Raw genomic sequence first — 22,305 nt, forward strand, 5'->3', positions numbered from 1 at the left:
TATTTCATGGTTTTATCATAAAGCCCGACTGGTCTCCGGTCGGGCTTTATGCTTTTTTCCCCGTTGCCATACCACTTCCCCATAGGTCGTTTGATGCAGGTCAATCCGCCCGGTTAAGGTTGCGCTACGCTGCGTTCTTTGAGAGAGTCCTTGAGTAAACTAAGGTAAACCAACAGGGCGAATGGTACGGGGAACATACGGGATAAACACCTGAGACCGGAAGGCGGGCGCGGCTTTCCGGGACACAGGGCAAACCTCCGGTCCCAGGCAAACCTCCGGTCCCACAGGGGCACCGCCGGAGACATCCGGGCCAGACTCCGGCAGGATGCCCGGAGCCAGCAGAACAGGGGCAGCTGATCCTTATGCGTGTATTCAAGACCATGAAGATTGGAACCCGTCTTGTTGCCGGGTTTTCTGTGGTTTTCACCCTGTCGACCCTGGTCGCGATCGGCACCGTCTGGATGTTCGAGAACGTCGCCGGGCATGTGCGCATCATCTCGGGGGCCTCCACCAACGCCGTACTGGCTGTACAGCTGGACCGGCAGGTGCTGGCCTATGACAAGTACGTCTCGGCCTATATTCAGGTCCCCAGCCCGGAAAATGCCAGGTCTGTTGACGTCGAACAGAAACGTCTTGATGAACGGATCTCTGCCCTGACCGCCTCCGCCGATGGCACCGAGGTGGCCGCAACCGTTGCCGAGACCGCAACCGCCGTCGCCAGCTACAAAGATATTCTGGAGCCGACCATGGCTCTGGTTTCCGCCCGGGTCCAGCTGATCACCGACCGGCTGAATCCTCTGTCAGACCGCCTGATCGACGGGGTTTCCGCCATCCGCACCAAGGCGGCGGAGTCCCGGGACGCCACCCTGACCGAAGTCGCCGGCCGCCTGATCCAGCACATGCTGATGGCCCAGCGGGCGGTGGACGAATTCATGGTCACCCAGAAGGAAGACGCCTACGCCCGGGCGTGGGAAGAACTGTTCCGCGTTGATGAGGCGATCGCCCAGATTCCGGACGCGGCGCAGGTCAACGCCCTGTATACCGATTACCAGACCGCCCTGAATGACCTGTCGGCGATCATCGGTGAACTCAGCGCACAGCAGGAAAAGCTGCATACGGTGGAGCGGCAGATCAACGCCAGCACCGAACAGACCAAAGTCGCCTCGCTGGAGATGGAACGCCGGATCCAGCAGGAAACCCAGACCAACATCCTCAACAGCCTGCGCGGATCGCAGATCACCGTTTCGCTGATCGCCCTGCTCAGCATCGTCGCCGGTGTCACCGCATCCTATCTGATCGGGCGCAGCATCACCCGGCCGATCAACGCCATGACCAGCGCCATGCGCCGTCTGGCCGAGGGCGATAAATCCACCGAGGTTCCCGGCACCGACCACCGCGACGAAATCGGCGAGATGGCCGCCGCCGTCAGCGTGTTCAAGGATAATGCGCTGGAAATGGAGCGTCTGGAGCACGAGCGCGCCAAGGCAATGGAGCGGGAGGAAACCGAACGCCGCCAGATCCTGCTCAGCCTTGCCGATGATCTGGAAAGCCATGTCTCCGGCGCGATTTCCGCGATCAGCGCCTCGGTTGACGGCATGCACGAAACAGCGCAGGTGATGACTGCCACCGCCGAGGATACCAGCCGTCAGGCCCACCAGGTGGCGCGGGCCACCCGGGAAACCAACACCAACGTCGAGATTGTTGCCTCCGCCGCCGAAGAGCTGTCCGCCTCAATCCACGAAATCTCGGAGCAGGTGGCCCGTTCCGCCTCCATCGCCGGTCAGGCGGTGGAGGAAGCCCGCCGCGCCAATACACAGGTCGAGGGCCTGCTGGCCGCCACCGATCACATCGGTGAAGTGGTCCGGATGATCACCGCCATCTCGGAACAGACCAACCTGCTGGCCCTGAATGCCACCATTGAGGCCGCCCGTGCCGGAGATGCCGGAAAAGGCTTTGCCGTGGTCGCCAACGAGGTGAAGACCCTTGCCAACCAGACCGACCGGGCCACCGAGGAAATCGGCCGCCAGATCACCTCTGTCCAGTCGGCGACCCGCGATGCCGTCAAGGTGATCCAGCGGATTGCCCGGGTGATCGACCGTATGAACGAGATTGCCGCCGCCATCTCCTCCGCCGTGGAAGAACAGGGGGCGGCCACGCAGGAAATCGCTCGCAACACCCAGCAGGCAGCGATTGGCACCCAGTCGGTCAGCGAGACCATCAGCGAGGTAACGCTGGCCGCCAAAGAAACCGGCACTCAGGCCGAAGCGGTCCTGACCAGTGCGGATTCCCTGAAGGCACAGGCGGCATCCCTGTCCCGGGCCGTCACCAGCTTTCTGGAGCAGGTGCGCCACACCAATACCTGATCCCCCTTTCCGGTTCAGACCTTGCCTTTTTTCCGGCCCCTGTCCGCCTTTCCGGACCGGGGCCGTTTCTTTTTTCGATGTGCCCACCCTGCCCCACAGCAGGAGTGCGAAGCATTTTCAGACACGAAAAGCGGGAAATTTTCGACGATACCAATCGAAAGATGATATCTATAGGTATTATGGTCGTATTTACCCATAATTTTAAAAAGAGATAATTGGCTTTAACAGTATTCACAGAAATCAAATTAATCTGACCGTCTGGTCAGATTTCATATCTTTGGCGTATTTATACTCAGGGACACAGTCCCGCTGACTGCGCCGGAAGAGAGGAGACATCCAGATGGCTGAAGGCCTTCTTTCCCGCCCGACACCCCGTCAGGGCAAGAGCATGATGACCCGCATCCTGCTGACCCTGTCCGGCTTTGTTGTTGCAGTTTTTCTGATCTTTGCAGTCTATACCGACGTTTATGAGCGCCAGTCGATTGAAAAGTCAGTCGAAACCACCATGACCGGTATCGGCACATCAGCAGCCCTGAACGCCCACAACTGGCTGTCCGCCCGCATCACCCTGATTGATGTGCTGGCCCATATGGCGGCCCCGGATTTCAGCAAAGACCGTATTCAGGATCTGGTCAGCAACAAGATCTTTTTTGACACCTACATCATGGTGTTTATCGGCATGGAAGCCGACGGGGCCTTCCCGCATGCCCCGGTCCGGCAGATGCCGGAGGGCTACGACCCCCGCAAGCGGGGCTGGTATCAGCTGGCCAAGACCTTCGGCAAGGCAACCATCACGGAACCCTATGTTGACGCCTCCACCAAGGAACTGGTGGTGTCAGTGGTTGCTCCGGTCCATCAGGGCACCACGACGCTGGGGGTCGCCGGTGGTGATTTCTCCATCGCCGATCTGGCAAAAAGCATCGGTGCCATCAGGCTGGGCGAAAAGAGCAGTGCTTTTATCGTCGACAGCAAAGGCACCATCCTGATCCATCCCCGCCCGGAGCTGCTGACCAAACCCCTGAAGGATCTCTACCCGCAGCAGACTCCGTCCGTCAGCACCACACGGCAGACCGCTTCCGGCCCGCAGGGGGAGGATCTGGTTCAGTTCTTCCCGCTCAACCTGCCCGGCGTTGACTGGTATCTGGCGGTCAGCATTGATCACGCGGAAGCGTTCTCGGCCCTGACCAAATTCCGGACCTCCACCCTGATTGCCTGCATCCTTGCCGCACTGGTGCTGGTGCTGGTGATGCGGCAGGTGGTCCGGCGTCTGGTGGCGCAGCCGTTGCAGGCAATGACCCTGACCATGAAGCGGCTGGCCGAAGGCAACCGCACAGACGACATTCCCGGAACCGACCGCACTGACGAAATCGGCGCCATGGCCAATGCCGTTCTGGTGTTCCGCCACAACGCCGAGGAGCGGGCGCGGCTGGAAGCGGAACAGGGCGCCGAGATTGCGGCCCGCGAACAGCGCTCCGGAAAAATGAACAGCCTGCTACAGACCTTTGATCAGGATCTGTCGCGGGTGCTGGAAACCGTCACCTCCGCTGCCACCCAGCTGGAAGCGACCGCCAAGGTCCTGTCCGGCACAGCGGAACGCTCGGCGCAGGATGCCACCATCGCCGCCGCCGCCACCGAAGAGGCCTCGGTCAACGTCCGCAGCGTCTCGGCCTCGACCGATCAGCTCGCCACCTCAATTTCCCACATCGCGGAGCGGGCCGGACAGTCACGGACCGTTGCCGAACAGGCCCGCCAGTCGGCGGAGCGGACGGACGCGACGGTCCAGTCGCTGGTGGAAGCCACCGACCGCATCAGCCAGATCATCGGCCTGATCAATGACATCGCCAGCCAGACCAACCTGCTGGCCCTGAATGCCACCATTGAGGCGGCCCGCGCCGGAGAAGCCGGGAAAGGCTTTGCCGTCGTTGCCAACGAAGTGAAAAGTCTGGCCAACCAGACCGCCAAGGCCACCGGAGACATCGGCGCACAGATCACCGAGATCCAGAAGGTGTCGGGCGAGGTGGTGTCGGCGATCCGGGATATTGCCCGGGTCATCACCGATATCAACGCACTGGCGGAAGATATTTCCTCGGCCGTCGCCCAGCAGGGCGACTCCACCCGCGCCATCGCCGTCAACGTCTCCGAAGCGGCGAAAGGCACGCAGGATGTCGCCCAGAGCGTGATCAGCGTGACCGAAGGAGCCCGGGAAACCGGGGACAGCGCCGGTCAGGTTCTGGCCTCCGCCGCCGAGCTGGCCCGCCAGTCGGTGACCATGAAAACGCAGGTGGAAGCCTTCTTCAACCAGATCCGGGGCCTGTAACAGGACCGAGGCCGCTGCCGGGGGAAACAGCCTCCCCCCGGCAGCGGTTTCATCACCGGGCTTTACGGCTGCACACCAATGTTATCAATCAGGCGGGTGCGACCCAGGAAGGCCGCCACGAACAGACGGGCCGGGCGGGTCAGTTCCGTCACCGGGGTCAGGGTTTCGGCATCCCGCAGTTCCAGATAATCCACCGCGCGGAACCCGCTGTCCAACAGGGCCGCAGTGGCGGCAGCGCAGGCCTCAGTCACCGGACGTCCTCCGGCCAGTGCCCCGGCGGTCTCGGTCAGAATCGCGTGAATCCGGGCCGCGACCGGCCGTTCTTCCGCCGACAGGTAGGCATTGCGCGACGACATCGCCAGCCCATCCGCTTCCCGCACGATCGGCGCCCCGATCACCTCCACCGGAATGTCCAGATCCCGCACCAGACGGCGGATCACCATCAGCTGCTGGAAATCCTTTTCCCCGAACACCGCCACATCCGGCAGGGCCTGCAACAGCAGCTTGGTGACAATCGTGGCCACCCCCCGGAAATGACCGGGCCGGGCATCCCCACACAGACCGGCAGAAACCCCGCTGACCTCGACCATGGTCGAGGCCCCTTCCGGGTACATCTCCGCAACCGTCGGCAGATACACCAGATGGCCTCCGGCGGCGGCAATCGCCGCGCTGTCCTGCTCCGGCTGACGCGGATAGGCCGAGAAATCCTCTGTCGGGCCGAACTGGGTGGGATTGACGAAGACCGACACCACCACCCGGTCGGCCTTGGTCAGGGCCAGCCGGACAAGGCTCATATGCCCGGCATGCAGTGCGCCCATGGTCGGCACCAGTGCCACGGTCAGCCCGGCCGCCCGCCAGTCCCGCACCTGCGCCCGCAGCTCCGCGACCGAACGCGCCACCGCGCATGAGTTACCCTGTGTCATCATCAACGCCTTATCTTCAGACTGTCTGCTGTGGCCCGGTGAACAGGCCTTCCCATAAAAACGCCGCCCGGCTTTGCAGCGGGCGGCGTTCCTGTTATCGCAACGGCAAGGGTGTCAGACTTCCAGAACCCGCGGCTTGGCGGGAATGCCGAAGCAGTGTTCGTCCGCCGGGAAGGTCCGGGCCCGGACCTCTTCCGCGTACTGGGCTGCAACAGTGCTGATCTGGCTGCCGAGATCGGCATAGCGCTTCACGAATTTCGGCTTGAAGGCCGAGAACAGGCCCAGCACGTCTTCGGTCACCAGCACCTGACCGTCACAGGCCGGAGAGGCCCCGATGCCGATGATCGGCACCTCAACGGCGGCGGTGATCTCCCGCGACAGGCCTTCAACCGTGCCTTCCAGCACAATGTTGAAACATCCGGCCTCCGCCACCGCCTTGGCATCAGCCATCACCCGCGCCGCTTCCGCCGCATCCCGGCCATGGGCCCGGAAGCCCCCGGCAGCATGCACCGACTGCGGCTTCAGGCCGATATGGCCCATCACCGGGATCCCGCGCTCGGTCAGGAAATGAATGGTATCGGCCAGCTCAGTCCCGCCTTCCAGCTTGACGGCGGCACAGCCGGTTTCGGCCATGATCCGGGCCGCATTGCGGAAGGCCTGCTCCCGGCTTTCCTGATAGCTGGCAAACGGCATATCCACCACCACGCAGGCGTGCTGGCTGCCCCGCACCACGGCCTTGCCATGGTTGATCATCATATCAACCGTCACCGCCAGCGTGGTGTCCATGCCATAGACCACCATACCAAGGGAGTCGCCGACCAGCAGCAGATCCACATGGGGGTCAAGGAACTGGGCCATCGGCGCGGTATAGGCGGTCAGGCAGACAATGGGAACGCCGCCCTTGCGGGCGCGCAGGTCACGGGTGCTGACCCGCTTGATCGTGGCATGAGCGCTCATCGTTTCCTCTCGGGTCGCGTGCGGTTTCCGCATCGGCGGGCACTGTCCCCGGTCGCTGTCGCAGACGGAACAGGGCAGTGTCCCTTTATCCTTGGCCGGCGCGCCCCCGCACGGGGTTGTCCCTGGCTGCTGCCGTTTTACCTGAAGTCGGGCAGTCACGAAAGCGTAAAGCCCGCCGGGAGCCCTGCCGGTGACACATGGCAGGGGACCGGGCGGGCTCTATGGCAGGCACACCGTTTCCGCGAAATCTGATAAAACCAATTCGCAACAACAGTTAAATGAAAAAAAGCTTATTCATCACCATTGCCATCGGCGATCTGCATCAGACTGTCCGCTTTCAGGATCGAGACCACGTTCGGTGACGGCACCTCGATCAGGCCATCCTTTTTCAGGGTGGTGATGGTGCGGCTGACCGTCTCGATGGTCAGGCCAAGGTAATCCGCCATATCCAGACGGCTCATCGGGACGGCCACCACCGCCTCCGAGTCGCCACGGGTGGCAGCCCGGCGCGACAGCATCATCAGAAAATGGGCGACCTTTTCCCGTGCCGTCATCCGCCCCAGCAGCAGCATCTGTTCCTGCGCGAACCCCAGCTCATCGACCAGACGGCCAAACAGACGGCGGCGGAGATCCGCGTTCTCTTCCATCAGCGACGCCAGCCGCCGTTCAGAAAAGCGGCACAGCGAGGTCGGGATGATGGTTTCCGCCGAATAGGTATAGCTGCCTGCCAGGCCGAACCCGAAGAAATCCCCCGGGAACAGGAAGCCGACGATCTGACGGCGGCCATCCGCCATCAGTTTCGACAGTTTCACCGCGCCCTTGACGACGGTGAAGATATGGCTGGCGGCATCGCCTTCCCGGAACACCGTATGGTGGGCTTCCAGCCGGGCACTGCCCCGGATGCTGCGCAACAGGGCTGACCCCTGCGACCCCAGACCGGCACAGAAGGCCCGGTCTTCCAGATCACAGCAGCCGCAGTTGGGGCCGGTGTCGGCAATCAGCTTGGCGTAAGGGTCGGCGTTCATGTCGGGCCTCCCGCAGAACCGGCCGGACGGTTGGGGCCGCCCGGCGGAGAAACCGGACCATCAGCCTCACCCGGCGGTGTCGGTTTCATCATGTCATCGTCGTCGAACAGGATCCGGTGCGCTGCCCCGTCAAGATCATCAAACTGACCGGACTTGAGCGCCCACAGGAACGCCGCCAGCCCGAGCAGGCCGAGCATGAGCGCGACCGGAATCAGCATCAGCAGCGATGACATCAGCGTGTCCTCCGGGCAAGGCGCAGGGCATTGGCGATCACCAGCACCGACGAGGTGCTCATGGCGACCGAGGCGATCAGGGGGGTCACATAGCCTGCAATCGACAGAGGTATGGTGACACCGTTATAGGCGAGAGCCAACGCAAAATTCTGACGGACCAGCCGATCACTCCGGCGGGCAACATCCAGCGCCTCCAGCACCGGGGCCAGACGCCCGCCCTGAAAGACAATATCCGCCGCCGTCTGGGTCACATCCACCGCCGTTGACGGCGACACCGAAACATCAGCCGCCGCCAGCGCCGGAGCATCATTCAGGCCGTCGCCGACCATCATCACCCGACGCCCTTCCGCCTTCAGGACTTCCAGCCGCTGGGTTTTATCGGCGGGAGTACATTCCGCCACCCAATCGCTGATCCCGGCAGCCCGTGCCGCCGCCTCAACCGCGGCCCGACGGTCCCCGGAGAGCAGAAGCACCGACAGCCCCCGCCGCTTCAGCCCGGCCACCACGGCGGCCGCATCGCTTCTCAGCGGATCGGTGAAACAGAACCGTTGCAACCGCACGCCGTCCCGCAACCACAGCTCCGGCCCCGGATGGGCCTCCACCGCCGGGGCCTCGCAGAACATGGCACTGCCCAGACGGACCCTCCGCCCATCCAGCATGACCTGTAACCCCTGCCCGGGGATTTCCTCAACCCCGGTCAGGGCGCGGGCCAGACCGGCCCGGCGCACCACGGCGCGGGCCAGAGGATGGCGGCTGGACAACGCAATGCTGGCCGCCAGAGACAATCCGGCATCGGTCCAGCCGTGCGGACCGGACGCCGCCACCAGTTCAGGCTGGCCTTCCGTCAGCGTACCGGTCTTGTCAAACACCACGGTATCAACCGTCTGCACCCGTTCCAGCGCCGTTGCCGATTTCAGCAGCACCCCTTGCCGCAGCAGACGCCCGGAGGCGATCACCTGCACCACCGGCACCGCCAGCGCCAGCGCGCAGGGGCAGGTGATAATCAGCACCGACACCGCGATCATCAGGGCATCCTGCCACGGCACCGTGGTCAGGGTCATCCAGCCGGTAAAAGTCAGCAGCGCCAGCACATGCACCACCGGCGCATAGGCCCGGGCCACCCGGTCAGCCAGCGCCACGAATTTGGCGCGGCCCTGCTCCGCCACTTCCATCATGCGGACGATTTCGGCCAGCAGCGTCCCTTCGCCCACCGCCGCCACACGCAGGTGCAGCGGCCCGGACAGATTCAGCGTTCCGGCAAACACCTTATCGCCCACCGCCACCGGCTTCGGCGTGGTTTCCCCGGAAATCAGGCTGCTGTCGATGTCAGAACGCCCTTGCGTGATCACGCCGTCGACGCCGATCCGCTCCCCGGTGGCGACCAGAACGGTCATCCCCGGCTCGACCTGACGCGGCGGCAGCATCACCTTGTTGCCATCCTCGCGCAGGACCATCACCGCCTGACCACCCAGCGACAGCAGGTGTTCCGCCGCCGACCGGGCCCGCCCCCGGGACCGGCTGTCGAGATACCGGCCGATCAGCAGGAAGAACAGCAGCGTCACCCCGGCATCAAAATAGGCATGGGCCCCGCTCATCGCGGTTTCCCACAGGCTCATCAGGGTGGCGATCATCACCCCCAGGGTGATCGGCACGTCCATATTGGTCCGGCCATGCCGCAGGGCCTGCCAGGCTGACCGGGCAAAGGGACGGATGCAGTAAATCACCGTCGGGAAGGCGATCAGGGCGGAAATCCAATGGAACAGATCGCGGGTATGGCTGCCCATATCGACGCCGGACCATACCGACACCGAAAACAGCATGATATTCCCGGCCGAGAATCCCGCCACCGCCATTGCGCGCAGCAGTTCCTTCTCCGAGCGCCGGGTTTCCTGATCCAGCGCCTGCGGATCATACGGCACCAGCCGGTAACCGATCTGCATCACCGGGGCCGTCACCTCCGTCGCCTGCTGCGGGGTTCCGGTCCAGCTGAGGGTCAGGCGGCGGGTGGTCATATTGACCCGGGCCTGAGTCACCAGCGGCACCCGGCGCAGAACCGTCTCAATCAGCCAGATGCAGGCGGCGCACTGGACGCCTTCCACCATCAGATGCAGGGTGGAAATCCCGGTGGCCGTATCATGGTCCACATAGGTGGCGAAATCCGTGACGCTGCCGTCTTCCTCGTCAGGCCGCAGGGTTTTGGCCTGCGGATCAAAACAGCGTTTCTGATAGTACGAATCCAGCCCGAGACCGTTGATCAGGTCCCACGCCCCCTTACAGCCGTGACAGCAGAAGCCATCCTGCCCATCCGGGACAGACGCGGGCAGCGGACTGCCGCAGTGACGGCACAGGCCAGCCTCAGGACCGGTCAGCGCAGAATTCTGAGAAGGGGCGGCAACAGTTTCCACGGGAAATCTCCGTTACGCCGGATTCAGGACGCCAGAAAAAAGAAAGCCGGGCCATGCAGGCCCGGTTCCTCAGCGCAGCTCAAGCCGTGAATTCAGACGGAAAATCTGCTGATTGGGGGTTCCGGCAGCCCGGGTGGACACCACACGGACATCCCACAGCCCCGGCAGCGGCACCGACAGCACCGCCGCATATTCCCCCGGGGCAGACGGCAGCAGTTCCACCTTCTGGTCCATCCCGGCCTGAGTCGGACGCCGCAGCTCCGCAATCACCGTCAGACCATCCACCGGCGCCCCGTCTGCGGCTTTCACCTGAAAGCGGACGGCAGCCTTCCGGCCATCCCCATCGCCGGGACGCACCCCGGTGACAACAAAATCACCGCTCCAGCCAAGGGCGGCCTGAGCATCCGCCGCAGCAATTTCCTTGTTATAGGCAACGCCCTTTTCGTACGGATCCGCCGTTTCAAGACCGTTGAAGGTGGTGGTGGCGAAAAAAATCATGATCGCGTTGACACTCAGCACAACGGCAAAACCGGCGACGAAAATCCATGGATACCACCATCCATCCCGGCGCTTCTGCCCAACCTGCGCTTCAGCCATGTTCTGGCCCCTTTTCCTGAATGCCCTGTCCCCGCATAGGGAACAGGGGCACCATAGCGGTGCCCCTGCCTGTGTTTCAACCAAGTGTCTTTGGGGGTTATCCGCTCCCCCCGCCCGGATTACTGTCCGGGACCGGCAAACAGTGACTTATGTTCCTTCACTTCACCGGTCGCGGTGTTCGACAGGACGAAGATGAGATCCGTGGCTTTGCTCTTCAAGAGCTCCGGCTTTGCCGTGACATAGACCCGGAAAGTCCCCACGGAGTCGCCCTTCACCGGCAGCTCCACTTCCTTCCGGTCCTCTTCGCCCAGACCAACCACGCGCAGGCTCGCTCCTTCAAGCCCGGACAGCTTCAGGTGATAGGTCTGCGGCAGCGATCCCATGTTCAGGATCTTGAAGGTATAGCCATTGCGCAGCGAGCCATCCGACAGCGCCACGAACAGCGGGCTACGTTCATGCAGGACATTGACTTCCAGACGCGACCGGCTGGAGAGACTCCACGCCATCACCGCACTGACAATCACCAGCAGCGCCGCGTAAATAACCGTCCGCGCCCGGATGAAGTTGTGCGGGATCGGCTCGCCCTTGGCCCGGGCAATCTGACGGTTGTTGCTGTCATAGGTGATCAGGCCACGCGGCAGGTTAAAGCGGTCCATCACCTCATCACAGGCGTCGATACAGAGGCCACAGCCAATGCAGGACAGCTGGCTGCCATCGCGGATATCGGTCCCGGTCGGGCAGACCTGCACGCACAGCGTACAGTCCACACAATGACCACGGGTTTCAAAGGACGCATCCTTCTTGGCAAAACCGCGCGGCTCGCCCCGCCACTTTTCATAGGTGACGATCAGGCTGTCTTCGTCAAACATCGCCGCCTGAAAACGCGGCCACGGGCACATGTAGATACAGACCTGCTCGCGGGCCCAACCGGCCAGCACAAAGGTGAAGCCCCCGACCAGCAGAATGGTGGTATAGACCCCCCAGCCCGCTTCCAGATGCAGCAGATCAACGACCAGCTGCGGGGCATCGTTGAAATAGGCCGCCCAGCCAAAGCCGGTCGCCAGCGAGATCAGCAGCCAGACCGCGATCTTGACCGTCTTGCGGACGAATTTATTTGCCGTCCACGGGCCACGGTCCATCTTGATCCGGGCGTTACGGTCACCCTCCAGCCAGCGTTCAACCGTCACAAAGACGTCAGTGAACACGGTCTGGATACAGGTGAACCCACACCACACACGCCCCAGCAGGGCGGTGAAGAAAAACAGGCCAACCGCCCCCAGAATCAGCAGGCCAGTCAGGTAGTACACTTCCTGCGGCCAGATCTCGATTCCCATGAAATAACCGCGCTGGGTGCTGAGATCGATCAGGATCATCTGATCCGGCGCAGTCCCCGGCCGTTCCCAACGGAACCACGGCCCGGCGAAATAGATCCCGAGCAGGAGAATATTCAGGAAATTCTTGATGTTCCGGAACGTCCCGGAGACATGCCGCGGATGGATCTTATGGTAGTCAGCATACAGCGACTCCTTGACCGGGCCTTCGCCCTTGTGCGCCTTCGCCTTGGGTGCCGCAGGTGCAGCAGCCTTGGCCTTTTCTTCCGGCGCGACCTTTTCCTCGACCGACATCTCCGACCGACCTTTCATCCTCTGCCGCCCCACCCTGCCGGACCCCCGGCCGGGTGGAAACGCTCTCTCCAGACGGCGGCGCCACCCTTGGCAACGCCCTTCTTTTTATCCTTTGTACCCGCCGGAAACCGCGCCCCAGGCTGCAATCCGGCGGATACCCACATTCCGCATGTTGTAATACCGGACTTCACAGAAGGCATTGACAACTGTCAATCCGCCGCACCGCAAACCAGCACCCGGAGCAGTGCAGTACCCCACCGCACCTTCCGGCACCCCCAGTATACTGGAGGCTTTCCAGTATGTTCACCCCATCCGTTCGGAATGGTGCGGAAATACCATGCCACAGCGCGCATGGGTGCCATGCACAGACTGCCGGACACATGCCGGACAGCGGGGGAACAGGTGCAACCCTGCGGCCCGGCAGGAAAAAACCGCCCCGGAACCGGCGGCGGTTTTCAGGGCAGGCCGATCCCGCACTGCGGCCGCCTGCTGAAAAGGAAAAGCCGGGATGGGTTACCCCATCCCGGCTTCACCGGATCACATTACTTACCGCCGCCCAGCGAGTGGACATACACGGCCAGCATCTTGATTTCCTCGTCCTTCAGACGGCCACCCCAGGCAGGCATGACGCCATGCTTCGGAGCCGCAACCTGAGAGGCAATCATATCAACACTCATGTCCTTACCCGGACCGGCGTACAGCCACACCGCGTTGCCAAGGGCCGGAGCCCCCATCGCCGGGCCGCCGTCGGAAACCGGATTGGCTCCGTCGGAGGAGTGGCAGGCAGCACAATTGTTGACGTACAGGTCCTGCCCCGGACCGGCTTCCGCCTTACCCTGCGACATCGCCTTCACGTAGGTGGCGACCTGACGGATTTCATCCGCCGACAGGGTTCCGGCAAAGGCCGGCATTTCCGAGATACGGGTCTCGGCAGACTTATCAGACCGGATGCCATGTTGCAGCGTGGTCTGAATATCGGTCAGGGTGCCACCCCAGATCCATTCGTCATCGGCCAGTGTCGGGTAGCCAAGGGCCCCCGCACCGTTGGACTGATGGCAGGGAGCGCAGTTTTCCTTGAACAGCACCGCGCCGCCCGCCATGGCGTACTGACGCAGGTTGTTATCGGCATAGATCTCATCCACCGACTTGGCGGTCAGACCCTTCAGTTCCGTTTCGTGAACGGAACGCGCCTTGGCAACGTCCTTCTCCAGTTCCGCGCGGGAGCTGTAGTTGAACGTCCCCTTAATAAAGCCGTCCTTCACCGGGAACGACGGATAGACAACCCAATACCCCACGGCCCACAGGACGCAGATGTAGAAAACATAAACCCACCATTTCGGAAGCGGGGTGTTCAGCTCGCTGATCCCGTCCCATTCGTGGCCCGTCGTGGACTGGCCGGAAATGGCGTCCTTTTCAGGATTTCTCGCCATTGGCTCTCTCCTCGTATTCGTCATCCCGCAGCGGGATCATCGCATCGTCCTGAAACCGGCCTTTGTTCCGCGGCCAGTAAGCCCACACGATGATCCCGATAAAGATGATCATCAGCCATGGCCCCCAGAACTGCCGGAGAAAGACCGATAGATCCTGAAGTGCCTGCATAATGACCTCTTAGCGGTAGATGTTGGCGTCGGCCTTCTTGGCCGGGTCGAAGTCGGTGAAGTCCACCATGGTGCCCAGAACCTGAAGATAGGCGATCAGGGCATCAGCCTCGGTCACCTTCGCCGGATTACCGTCGAAGTCACCGATCTTGGCTTTCGGATACCGCTGCAACAGGGCGGCGGTGTCCGCTTCCGGGGTGGCCTGAGCCTTGAAGTCCGCAACCGCATTGGCGATGTCGTCTTCGGTATACGGAACGCCAACCAGACGCAGGGTCTTCAGGTGGGCGGCCGCATCGTCAAACTTCAGTTCGTTGCGGGCGAGGTGCGGATACCCCGGCATGATGGATTCAGGAACCACATCACGAGGATTGACCACGTGGCGGAGGTGCCAGTCGTTGGAATACTTGCCACCCACACGGGCCAGATCCGGACCAGTGCGCTTGGAGCCCCACTGGAACGGGTGGTCGTACTGGGATTCAGCAGCCAGCGAATAGTGGCCATACCGTTCCACTTCATCGCGGAACGGACGGATCATCTGCGAATGGCAGTTGTAGCAGCCTTCGCGGAGGTAAATGTTGCGCCCAGCCAGTTCGAGCGGGGAGTAAGGACGGACGCCCTTCACCTTTTCGATGGTGGACTCAACAGAGAACAGCGGCACGACTTCGACGATACCACCGATAATGATGGTCACGAAAATACCCAGAACGAGAAAGAGAACATTCGTCTCCATCTTCTCGTGGTGCTTGACCAGACTCATAATCGCAGTCCCCCCGCCTTATCGCCGCACACCGGCCGCCAGGGCTTCCGGCGACTCGTAGGGCTGTTCCGAACGGACATCACCCTTGATTGTACGGTACATGTTGTAGGCCATGATCAGACCGCCGAGGACGAACAGAACGCCGCCGGACGCACGGATCACGTAGTAGGGATGCATCGCCTCAACCGATTCGATGAACGAGTACTGCAGGAAGCCGAACTCGTCATACGCACGCCACATCAGACCCTGCATGATGCCGGAAATCCACATGGCGGTGATGTACAGCACGATACCGATGGTGGCGACCCAGAAGTGGTAGGACACCAGACGCATGCTGTAGAGAGACTTGCGGCCCCACAGGACCGGGATCAGGTAGTACATGGTCCCGAAGGAGACGAACGCCACCCAGCCCAGCGCACCGGAGTGCACGTGACCGACCGTCCAGTCGGTGTAGTGGGACAGGGAGTTCACCGCCTTGATCGACATCATCGGACCTTCGAAGGTCGACATGCCGTAGAACGCCACCGAGGAGACCAGGAAACGCATCACCGGATCGGTGCGCAGCTTTTCCCAGGCGCCGGACAGGGTCATCAGGCCGTTGATCATGCCACCCCAGGACGGCATCCACAGCATCACCGAGAAGGTCATGCCAAGGGTCTGGGTCCAGTCAGGCAGAGCGGTATAGTGCAGATGGTGCGGACCGGCCCAGATGTACAGGAAGATCAGCGCCCAGAAGTGCACGATGGACAGACGGTAGGAATACACCGGACGCTCGGCACGCTTCGGAATGAAGTAGTACATCATCCCAAGGAAACCGGCGGTCAGGAAGAAGCCCACCGCATTGTGGCCATACCACCACTGGATCATCGCCGACTGCACGCCGGCGTACAGCGAATAGGACTTCATGCCAGCGAAGGACACCGGAATGGACAGGTTATTGCCCAGATGCAGCATCGCAACGGTGACAATGAAGGCCAGCAGGAACCAGTTGGCCACATAAATGTGGGGTTCCTTACGCTTCATCAGGGTCCCGACGAACGCGGTCAGGTAGATCACCCACACCACGGTCAGCCAGATATCGATCCACCATTCCGGCTCGGCGTATTCCTGCCCCTGGGAGAAGCCCAGGACATAGGAGGACGCAGCCATCACGATAAAGATCTGGTAGCCCCAGAAAATCAGGTTCCCGGTGACCTTGCCGCCCCACAGACCGGCGCGGCAGGTGCGCTGGACGATGTACAGCGACGATCCGATCAGGATGCTGCCGCCGAAGGCAAAAATCACCGCAGAGGTGTGAACCGGACGCAGACGGCCAAAGGTCGTCCATTCCAGATCAAGGTTCAAAAACGGGTAGGCAAGCTGCCAGGCGATAAAGTCACCCGCCAGGAAGCCGACCACCCCCCAGAACATCGCCGCAACGACGAAATTCCGGACAACGTCAGTGTTGTAGGCGGTTGCATCCGCCTGGGCGCCATGCGCCATGGTCGCTTGGGTCATGACCCCTCCTGTATCGACCACTGGATTCCTTCCCGAAGGAAAAGTCTCGACCGCCTTGGTCCAACCCGTCGGCCTGAGTGGTCAAGCGGACGGTTTCCCCGTGGATCATGGCGGGTGTCTCTGCCCCCATCGGCCTGCCCCTGCGGTGCCCGGTTACCGGACGGCAGGAAACAGACAAAAGAACAATGACGGCAGGCGTGGCAGCCCTTGCAGGCGGAACCACGCTGTCGCACTATGCCCCTGACGGCTCGAAAGACCATTGATCTATATCAAACCTTAGGCCTGTTCCAAGTGAAATCAGGCCATCCGGACCGTCCTGACCCCAACAACAAATCATTGATTTCTGACTGTTTCAGTGGAGTTTTCTCTTAATGACCGCACCGCAGCATCCCCGTATCACCATCCAGAAGGGGCGGTCATCGCGCCTGCGTAAGGGGCACCCGTGGCTGTTCTCAAACGAAGTGGACATGACCCCGGAGGCCAAGGCCCTGCCGCGCGGGGCGCTGGTCTCGGTGATTGATGCGGGCGGGGAAGCCCTTGGCATCGCCACTTTTAACCCGCATTCCCTGATCGCCGCCCGCCTGCTGACGGCCGACCCCGCCGCGCAGATTGATGCCGGTTTCATCGCCAACCGGCTGCGCCGGGCGGTGGCCCTGCGCGATACCCTGTTTGCCCAGCCCTATTACCGACTGATTCATTCAGAAGCCGATGGCCTGCCCGGGCTGATCGTTGACCGATATGGCGATGTGGTCTCGGTGCAGTTCAACTCCGCCGGGATGGACCGGCTGCGCGACAGCGTGCTGGAGGCCCTGCGTACGGTTCTTAGCCCCCGGGCGATCGTCGTCCGCAATGATTCCCCGGTGCGGGGGCTGGAAGGGCTGGAGACCGGACACGAGGTCGCCGAAGGCGTCATCGACGGTCCGGTGGAAATCATCGAAAACGGCACCCGCTTCCTCGCCGATGTGGCGACCGGGCAGAAGACCGGCTGGTTCTTTGACCAGCGGCCGAACCGCGCCTTCATCGCCTCCCTCGCCAAGGGGCGGACTGCGCTGGATGTCTACAGCTACGCCGGGGGCTTCGGCCTGACCACCCTGACTCAGGGGGCCAAAAGCGCCCTGTTGGTTGACCGCTCGGAAGAGGCCCTGACGCTGGCCAAGCAGGCCGCCGCCCTGAACGGTTTTGCCGACCGACTCGAGACCCGCTGCGGCGATGGCTTCAAGGTGATGGAAACCCTGCAATCGGAAGGCCGCCGGTTCGGTGTGGTGGTCGCCGATCCCCCGGCCTTCGTCAAAACCCGGAAAGATCTGGCCACCGGGGCCAAGGGCTACCGCAAAATGGCCCGTCTGGCGGCGGCGCTGGTGGAAAACGGCGGCTTCCTGCTGTGCGGCTCCTGTTCCCACCACATGCCCGCCGAGCAGTTCTTCGAAGAGGTCAGCCATGGCATCGGTCAGGCCGGACGCAGCGGCCGCCTGCTGTGGTCGCATGGCGCCGGGTCCGACCATCCGGTCCACCCGCAGCTGCCGGAAAGCGCATACCTGAAAGCACTGGCATTCCAGCTGGACTAATCGGCTGGATGGACGGGCAGGCGGGGGCTTCGGTCCCCGCCTTTTTTCTTTGCGCCACAGGCTATCCGGCAGGCAGACGCACAACGAACGTGGTTCCGTCCGGACCGGTGTCCGCCAGCTCCAGATCGCCCCCCATCGCCCGCAACAGGTCGCGGGCAATCGGCAGGCCAAGGCCGGTCCCGCCCGGGCGGGCAGACCCGGAAAAGGGCCGGAACAGGTTCTCCCGTGCCTTGGCGGGCAGCCCCCGCCCGTTATCCCGCACCAGAATGCGCCGGAACGCCCCCGCAGGCTCTGCTGACAGAACCAGACGGCTGGCCCCGGCCTCAACCGCATTGCGGACCAGATTTTCCAGAACCCGCAGCAGCATATCCCGGTCTGCCGTCACCCATCCCACGGTCTCAAGCCCCTGACAGGGCAAGGGGCCGGACCGCAGGGCATCGGCACAGAGAGCCGCCATATCCAGCCGGACCGGCACCGGCACCGGCGGCCCTTCCGAGGCATAGCGCAGGGTCGAGGTCGCCAGCCCGATCGCCCGTTCCAAAGCCCGGGCGATTCCCTGCGTCGTTTCGCGCAGATCATCGGCGGTCGTCTCAACCTCCAGCCGGAACCGGCGCAGACTCCGCCCCGCCCCCGGCGCGGACGGCCTCACCCGCAGCACGGCGCGGGACTCCCCGGCATTCTGTTCCAGCCGGTCCGACTCCAGCAGCGCCGTGGTCAGCACCCCTTTCAGGTCATGGGCGATTTTGGAAACACCGGTCCCCACTGCGGCCAGACGTTTCTGCTGGTGCAGGGCCCGGGCCAGACTCGACTGGAGGGCCGCCAGACGGCGTTCCGCCTCCCCCACCTCATTCAGGCTGGGCGAGGCGGCCAGAATCCGCGCCGGATCCTCGGGATCCTCCTGAAAGTGCAGCATCGCCGTACTCAGCCGCCGCAGGGGCCGCACCAGCAGCCAGTGCAGGCTGATGCAGACCAGGGCCGCCGCCACCGTCGAAATAAACGCCGACAGCGCCAGAATCCGCCAGCCGTAGTCGCGCATCTCCACGATCATCGGCTGCTCGTACAGCAGGGCCTCGACAATCACCGACGGATCCTTGGGCGACGGCCCGATCACCGAGATAATCCGCTGTTCCCGCCGGGTCAGGGCCGAAAACGCATCGGCAATCAGCGGAAAGAACATCACCTGACGGATATCGTAGCGGACGTCACTGTCCGGCGGCATATCCGGCCCCAGAACCAGCTTCGGCCGGTCCGGCCGCCACGCCATCATCCCCAAGGTTCCGGCATTGGCCAGCAGGCGGCGCTGCAAATCCATATCGACCATGCCGTCCGGAGTCGCCTCCACCGCCATCAGGGCCAGATGCGCGTCAGCCAGAACCGTCTGGAGATAGGTCAACCGGAACCGCCCGATCGACGGTGCAAAGATCAGCACTTCGGCAATCATCACGAACAGCACGGTCAACAGCATTAACCGCGCCGACAGCCCCTGCCAGAAGCGGACCCTCCGTTCACCGGTCATGGCAGACCCCGCAACAGCCGCACCACAGAGCGTACGGGAGCCGAAAACACCGCCGGCCCCACCGCCGCCGCCGCCGCCGCGCGCACCACCTCCGACCGCGACGGATACGGCAGAATCTGACCGGCCAGAGCCGTCAGGCTCAGCCGCCCCTGCACCGCCAGCGTCAGCACCGGCAGCAGATCCCCAGCCCGGTGCCCGACAACCCCGGCCCCGGCCAGCCGCCAGCCCGGCAGCAGGCGGCGCCGGATCAGCACCAGCTTACACAGACCATCGGTCTGCCCTTCCGTCACCGCCCGGTCATTGCCATCAAACCCGGCTGTCACCACCCGGACCCCGGTGCCATACCGGGCCCGGGCCGCCGACTCCGTCAGGCCAACCCAGGCCAGTTCCGGATCGGTCCAGACCGCGCGCGGAACCGGGCCGCGGACTCCCCCCGGCAGACGGAACAGTATCGCGCGGATCACCTGCCCGGCCTGCCATCCGGCCAGATGGGTCAGCCGCGGCCCCGGCTGCCCATGCGGGGCCGCCACATCGCCAACCGCATAAACCCGGCGGTTGGAGGTCCGGAATCCCCGGCCAACCCAGATCCCCTCCGCCCCGAAGGCGACTCCGGCTTCCGCCAGCCCCAGCCCGGCAGTGTGCGGGCTCCGCCCGGTGGCGGCCAGCAGATGTGACACTGTCAGGCTGGTATCGTCTTCCAGCGTCAGGCGAATCGCCGTTCCCGAGGGATCAGCCCGCCGCAGCGCCCCCCCTTCCCGAAGGACAATCCCCTCCTCCAGCAGGCGGTGCCGGACACAGGTGACCAGATCGGCATCTTCCTTTGGCAGCAGCGCTCCGCCGGTGATCAGGGTCACCTCCGCCCCCAGACGCCGGAAGGCCTGCGCCAGCTCCACGCCCTGCGGCCCGCCGCCGAAAACCCCAAGGTGCCGGGGCAGTTCCGTCAGGGTAAAGACGGTCGTGCTGGTCAACACCGGCACCTGATCCAATCCGGGGACCGGCGGCAGCCGGGGCTGGCTGCCGGTGGCAATCACCACCCGCCGCGCCCGCACCACGGTCAGCCCGCCGCCCTGCCGGGCAGTGACGATCACATCCCGTGCCGACTCGAAGCGGGCCGTTCCCGGCAGGACCGTCACCCCCAGCGCGGTAAACCGCTCAACCGAGTCGTGCGGGGCAATCGTGGCCTGCGCCGCCCGCACCCGCTCCATCACTGCCGAAAAATCAATCCGGGGCGGTCCCGCCTGTATCGCGGGACCGGCCGCCGCCCGCACCGCCGCCGCCTGCGCCGCCACCGCCAGCAGGGCCTTCGACGGCACACACCCTGTATGCAGGCAGTCCCCGCCCATCACCCCGGCCAGCGGACCATCCGCCGCAATCCCGGCATCGACCAGCACCACGGACACCCCCAGCCGGGCCGCCCCCGCCGCCACGCTCAGTCCGGCCGATCCGCCGCCGATCACACAGAGATCCGGGGTTAACAGCATTGGCAGCAGCTCCTTATCCTGTTGCGGTATCCCCGTGCGGCCTCCGTCAGGGGGCGGCCCCATCATCCTTGCTGCCCCTCCACATCCGCCAGCCGACCGGCAGCAGGGCCAGAACCGCCAGCCCCAGCAGCGGCAGCAGGATCTCGGGCCGGGTCAGCAGGCCGACTCCGGGGACCGGCTCATCCGCAAGGGTGGCCAGACCGGCCCCCAGACTGACATAAATATAGGTGCCCGGCATAATCCCCACCATCGTCGCCCCGATAAAAACCGACAGCCGGACCCCGATCAGGGCTGGCAGCAGGTTGACCACCCAGAACGGCAGAACCGGCACCAGCCGGGCCGCCAGCAGGGTGGAGAACGCGTGGCGGCGCAGACCGGCGGCCAGACCGGACAGGGCCGGTGTCGACTCCATCCGCCGCAGCAGCACGCCGCCCCAGGCCGACCGCGCCAGCAGGAACACCGCCACCGCCCCGCCGGTTGCCGAAATGAACACCAGCAGCCCGCCCCACAGCGGACCGAACAGATATCCGCCGATCAGGGTCATCCACACCGCCCCCGGCAGGGAAAAGGTCACCCCCAGACAGTAGGCCCCCATAAACAGAGTGGCGGACAGGACCGGCGCGGCGGCAATGCCCTCCACCACCCGGTCATGCTGACCGGTCAGCCCCTGCCACAGGGCCCCCGGAGAAACCCAGCCCCCGGCCACAACGGCCGCAGACAGGACCGCCACCGCCACCATCAGCAGCACACCGCCCTGCGCCAGACGCCGCAGAATCCTCCCCGCCGGAACAGGCCGGAGATCAGACTGCGGGCCAGACTGGGGGCCAGACTGGGGGTCCGTCGGGGAACGGGGAACCGTCATCGGAGTAAAATCCTTCCGGATAAAAACGGTTTTCGGATGACATCAGGGCAAGATAAAACACTCCGGCCTGCCCTTTTCTGTTTACCCTGTCTGCGGGACTCCGCCGAATAAACTCCCCGTGAGGAACGGACCGGAGGGCGGAAATGCTTCAGGTTTTCCGGATCCGACCCGCCGGGATTCAGGATTTCAGACAAAAATGCCTGTCTTCGGGCCCGGGCGGCACAATAAAAATGCCCGCCCCGCTGTAACGGGATTGACTTCAGGCCCCGGCCACCGTTATACACGCCCCTCCTGAATGACCCGCAACCCTCTGCCGGGCCGCACGGTTCGTGGCGGTAAGGGTCTTTGATACAGAGTTATCGGAGTTCGTACCGTGAAGCGCACTTATCAACCGAGCAAGCTCGTCCGCAAGCGCCGCCATGGCTTCCGCGCCCGTATGGCGACCCTCGGCGGCCGCAAGGTTCTGGCGAACCGCCGTTCCAAGGGCCGTAAGCGCCTGTCCGCGTAAGCCTGCCGCGTAACGACGGAGAAGTCCCCGTGTCAGCGGCAACCACCCCGGTGGTCCTTTGCCGCCTCAAGCGGCG

The 22,305-nt window shown here is 63.6% G+C and carries 18 protein-coding genes; 4 read left to right on the forward strand and 14 right to left on the reverse strand.

Translation table 11 applies throughout. The features are described 5' to 3' along the window. Positions 1-362 precede the first annotated feature (362 nt). Together FHS48_RS14375 and FHS48_RS14380 are read left to right on the forward strand one after the other, a co-directional pair. Positions 363-2,363, forward strand: coding sequence for a methyl-accepting chemotaxis protein (locus tag FHS48_RS14375; protein WP_184264269.1), 2,001 nt, complete (start codon positions 363-365; stop codon positions 2,361-2,363). 340 nt (positions 2,364-2,703) lie between these two features. Further along, entirely contained in the window at positions 2,704-4,680 is a 1,977-nt protein-coding gene (locus FHS48_RS14380; RefSeq protein WP_184264270.1) for a methyl-accepting chemotaxis protein, read from the forward strand. Between the two features lie 62 nt (positions 4,681-4,742). Here the strand turns inward: FHS48_RS14380 and panC are convergent, their stop codons facing one another. The 11 genes from panC to ccoN form a co-directional block, all read right to left on the reverse strand. After that, the gene (gene panC / locus FHS48_RS14385) at positions 4,743-5,606 is read right to left on the reverse strand and encodes a pantoate--beta-alanine ligase (protein WP_184264271.1); all 864 of its coding nucleotides are present in this window, start codon (positions 5,604-5,606) and stop codon (positions 4,743-4,745) included. 111 nt (positions 5,607-5,717) lie between these two features. Continuing rightward, a complete protein-coding gene (panB, locus tag FHS48_RS14390) occupies positions 5,718-6,560 on the reverse strand; it encodes a 3-methyl-2-oxobutanoate hydroxymethyltransferase (RefSeq protein WP_184264272.1) in 843 nt (280 codons plus the stop codon). A 290-nt stretch (positions 6,561-6,850) separates the two neighbouring features. Continuing rightward, positions 6,851-7,585 (reverse strand): Crp/Fnr family transcriptional regulator, encoded by a 735-nt coding sequence (locus FHS48_RS14395; protein WP_184264273.1) that lies wholly within the window; start codon positions 7,583-7,585, stop codon positions 6,851-6,853. Then, the gene (gene ccoS, locus FHS48_RS14400) at positions 7,582-7,818 is read right to left on the reverse strand and encodes a cbb3-type cytochrome oxidase assembly protein CcoS (protein ID WP_184264274.1); all 237 of its coding nucleotides are present in this window, start codon (positions 7,816-7,818) and stop codon (positions 7,582-7,584) included. The genes FHS48_RS14395 and ccoS overlap by 4 nt, the downstream gene beginning before the upstream one ends. After that, entirely contained in the window at positions 7,818-10,223 is a 2,406-nt protein-coding gene (locus FHS48_RS14405; RefSeq protein ID WP_184264275.1) for a heavy metal translocating P-type ATPase metal-binding domain-containing protein, read from the reverse strand. Before FHS48_RS14405 ends, ccoS begins: the two co-directional genes overlap by 1 nt. A gap of 69 nt (positions 10,224-10,292) precedes the next feature. Beyond that, entirely contained in the window at positions 10,293-10,820 is a 528-nt protein-coding gene (locus FHS48_RS14410) for a FixH family protein (RefSeq protein ID WP_184264276.1), read from the reverse strand. A 119-nt stretch (positions 10,821-10,939) separates the two neighbouring features. Further along, the gene (gene ccoG / locus FHS48_RS14415; protein WP_184264390.1) at positions 10,940-12,445 is read right to left on the reverse strand and encodes a cytochrome c oxidase accessory protein CcoG; all 1,506 of its coding nucleotides are present in this window, start codon (positions 12,443-12,445) and stop codon (positions 10,940-10,942) included. Positions 12,446-12,987: 542 nt separating this feature from the next. After that, positions 12,988-13,875, reverse strand: coding sequence for a cytochrome-c oxidase, cbb3-type subunit III (gene ccoP, locus FHS48_RS14420; RefSeq protein ID WP_184264277.1), 888 nt, complete (start codon positions 13,873-13,875; stop codon positions 12,988-12,990). Further along, the gene (locus tag FHS48_RS14425; RefSeq protein WP_184264278.1) at positions 13,859-14,044 is read right to left on the reverse strand and encodes a cbb3-type cytochrome oxidase subunit 3; all 186 of its coding nucleotides are present in this window, start codon (positions 14,042-14,044) and stop codon (positions 13,859-13,861) included. Before FHS48_RS14425 ends, ccoP begins: the two co-directional genes overlap by 17 nt. A gap of 9 nt (positions 14,045-14,053) precedes the next feature. Next, positions 14,054-14,800: a cytochrome-c oxidase, cbb3-type subunit II gene (gene ccoO, locus FHS48_RS14430; protein WP_184264279.1), complete on the reverse strand. Its 747-nt coding sequence runs from the start codon at positions 14,798-14,800 to the stop codon at positions 14,054-14,056. Between the two features lie 18 nt (positions 14,801-14,818). Then, positions 14,819-16,297 (reverse strand): cytochrome-c oxidase, cbb3-type subunit I, encoded by a 1,479-nt coding sequence (ccoN, locus tag FHS48_RS14435; RefSeq protein WP_184264280.1) that lies wholly within the window; start codon positions 16,295-16,297, stop codon positions 14,819-14,821. 371 nt (positions 16,298-16,668) lie between these two features. Between ccoN and FHS48_RS14440 the strand changes: the two genes are divergently transcribed. After that, positions 16,669-17,862, forward strand: a complete 1,194-nt coding sequence (locus FHS48_RS14440) for a class I SAM-dependent rRNA methyltransferase (protein WP_184264281.1) — start codon at positions 16,669-16,671, stop codon at positions 17,860-17,862. A 61-nt stretch (positions 17,863-17,923) separates the two neighbouring features. On the opposite strand, the gene FHS48_RS14445 is transcribed toward FHS48_RS14440, so the two are convergent. From FHS48_RS14445 to FHS48_RS14455, 3 genes are read right to left on the reverse strand one after another with little or no spacing between them, the layout of a single operon-like run. Beyond that, positions 17,924-19,378, reverse strand: coding sequence for a sensor histidine kinase (locus tag FHS48_RS14445; RefSeq protein ID WP_184264282.1), 1,455 nt, complete (start codon positions 19,376-19,378; stop codon positions 17,924-17,926). After that, positions 19,375-20,859, reverse strand: coding sequence for a dihydrolipoyl dehydrogenase family protein (locus tag FHS48_RS14450; protein WP_184264283.1), 1,485 nt, complete (start codon positions 20,857-20,859; stop codon positions 19,375-19,377). Before FHS48_RS14450 ends, FHS48_RS14445 begins: the two co-directional genes overlap by 4 nt. A 46-nt stretch (positions 20,860-20,905) precedes the next feature. Beyond that, entirely contained in the window at positions 20,906-21,721 is an 816-nt protein-coding gene (locus FHS48_RS14455) for a TVP38/TMEM64 family protein (RefSeq protein WP_184264284.1), read from the reverse strand. 373 nt (positions 21,722-22,094) lie between these two features. On the opposite strand from FHS48_RS14455, the gene rpmH reads away from it, so the two are divergent. Then, the gene (gene rpmH, locus FHS48_RS14460; RefSeq protein WP_081628516.1) at positions 22,095-22,229 is read left to right on the forward strand and encodes a 50S ribosomal protein L34; all 135 of its coding nucleotides are present in this window, start codon (positions 22,095-22,097) and stop codon (positions 22,227-22,229) included. Positions 22,230-22,305: the final 76 nt, after the last annotated feature.

This window comes from Novispirillum itersonii (assembly GCF_014205675.1).
In the GTDB taxonomy this organism is placed as follows: Bacteria; Pseudomonadota; Alphaproteobacteria; order Rhodospirillales; family Rhodospirillaceae; genus Novispirillum; species Novispirillum itersonii_A.

Excerpts from the sequence above, each read along its gene's own strand:
- ccoN (WP_184264280.1), bottom strand. The coding sequence starts at position 16,297 with ATGACCCAAGCGACCATGGCGCATGGCGCCCAGGCGGATGCAACCGCC.
- FHS48_RS14425 (WP_184264278.1), bottom strand. The coding sequence starts at position 14,044 with ATGCAGGCACTTCAGGATCTATCGGTCTTTCTCCGGCAGTTCTGGGGG.
- FHS48_RS14395 (WP_184264273.1), bottom strand. The coding sequence starts at position 7,585 with ATGAACGCCGACCCTTACGCCAAGCTGATTGCCGACACCGGCCCCAAC.
- FHS48_RS14440 (WP_184264281.1), top strand. The coding sequence starts at position 16,669 with ATGACCGCACCGCAGCATCCCCGTATCACCATCCAGAAGGGGCGGTCA.
- FHS48_RS14455 (WP_184264284.1), bottom strand. The coding sequence starts at position 21,721 with ATGACGGTTCCCCGTTCCCCGACGGACCCCCAGTCTGGCCCCCAGTCT.
- ccoG (WP_184264390.1), bottom strand. The coding sequence starts at position 12,445 with ATGTCGGTCGAGGAAAAGGTCGCGCCGGAAGAAAAGGCCAAGGCTGCT.
- FHS48_RS14375 (WP_184264269.1), top strand. The coding sequence starts at position 363 with ATGCGTGTATTCAAGACCATGAAGATTGGAACCCGTCTTGTTGCCGGG.
- FHS48_RS14445 (WP_184264282.1), bottom strand. The coding sequence starts at position 19,378 with ATGACCGGTGAACGGAGGGTCCGCTTCTGGCAGGGGCTGTCGGCGCGG.
- ccoP (WP_184264277.1), bottom strand. The coding sequence starts at position 13,875 with ATGGCGAGAAATCCTGAAAAGGACGCCATTTCCGGCCAGTCCACGACG.
- FHS48_RS14380 (WP_184264270.1), top strand. The coding sequence starts at position 2,704 with ATGGCTGAAGGCCTTCTTTCCCGCCCGACACCCCGTCAGGGCAAGAGC.
- panB (WP_184264272.1), bottom strand. The coding sequence starts at position 6,560 with ATGAGCGCTCATGCCACGATCAAGCGGGTCAGCACCCGTGACCTGCGC.
- FHS48_RS14450 (WP_184264283.1), bottom strand. The coding sequence starts at position 20,859 with ATGCTGTTAACCCCGGATCTCTGTGTGATCGGCGGCGGATCGGCCGGA.
- ccoS (WP_184264274.1), bottom strand. The coding sequence starts at position 7,818 with ATGTCATCGCTGCTGATGCTGATTCCGGTCGCGCTCATGCTCGGCCTG.
- ccoO (WP_184264279.1), bottom strand. The coding sequence starts at position 14,800 with ATGAGTCTGGTCAAGCACCACGAGAAGATGGAGACGAATGTTCTCTTT.
- FHS48_RS14410 (WP_184264276.1), bottom strand. The coding sequence starts at position 10,820 with ATGGCTGAAGCGCAGGTTGGGCAGAAGCGCCGGGATGGATGGTGGTAT.
- panC (WP_184264271.1), bottom strand. The coding sequence starts at position 5,606 with ATGATGACACAGGGTAACTCATGCGCGGTGGCGCGTTCGGTCGCGGAG.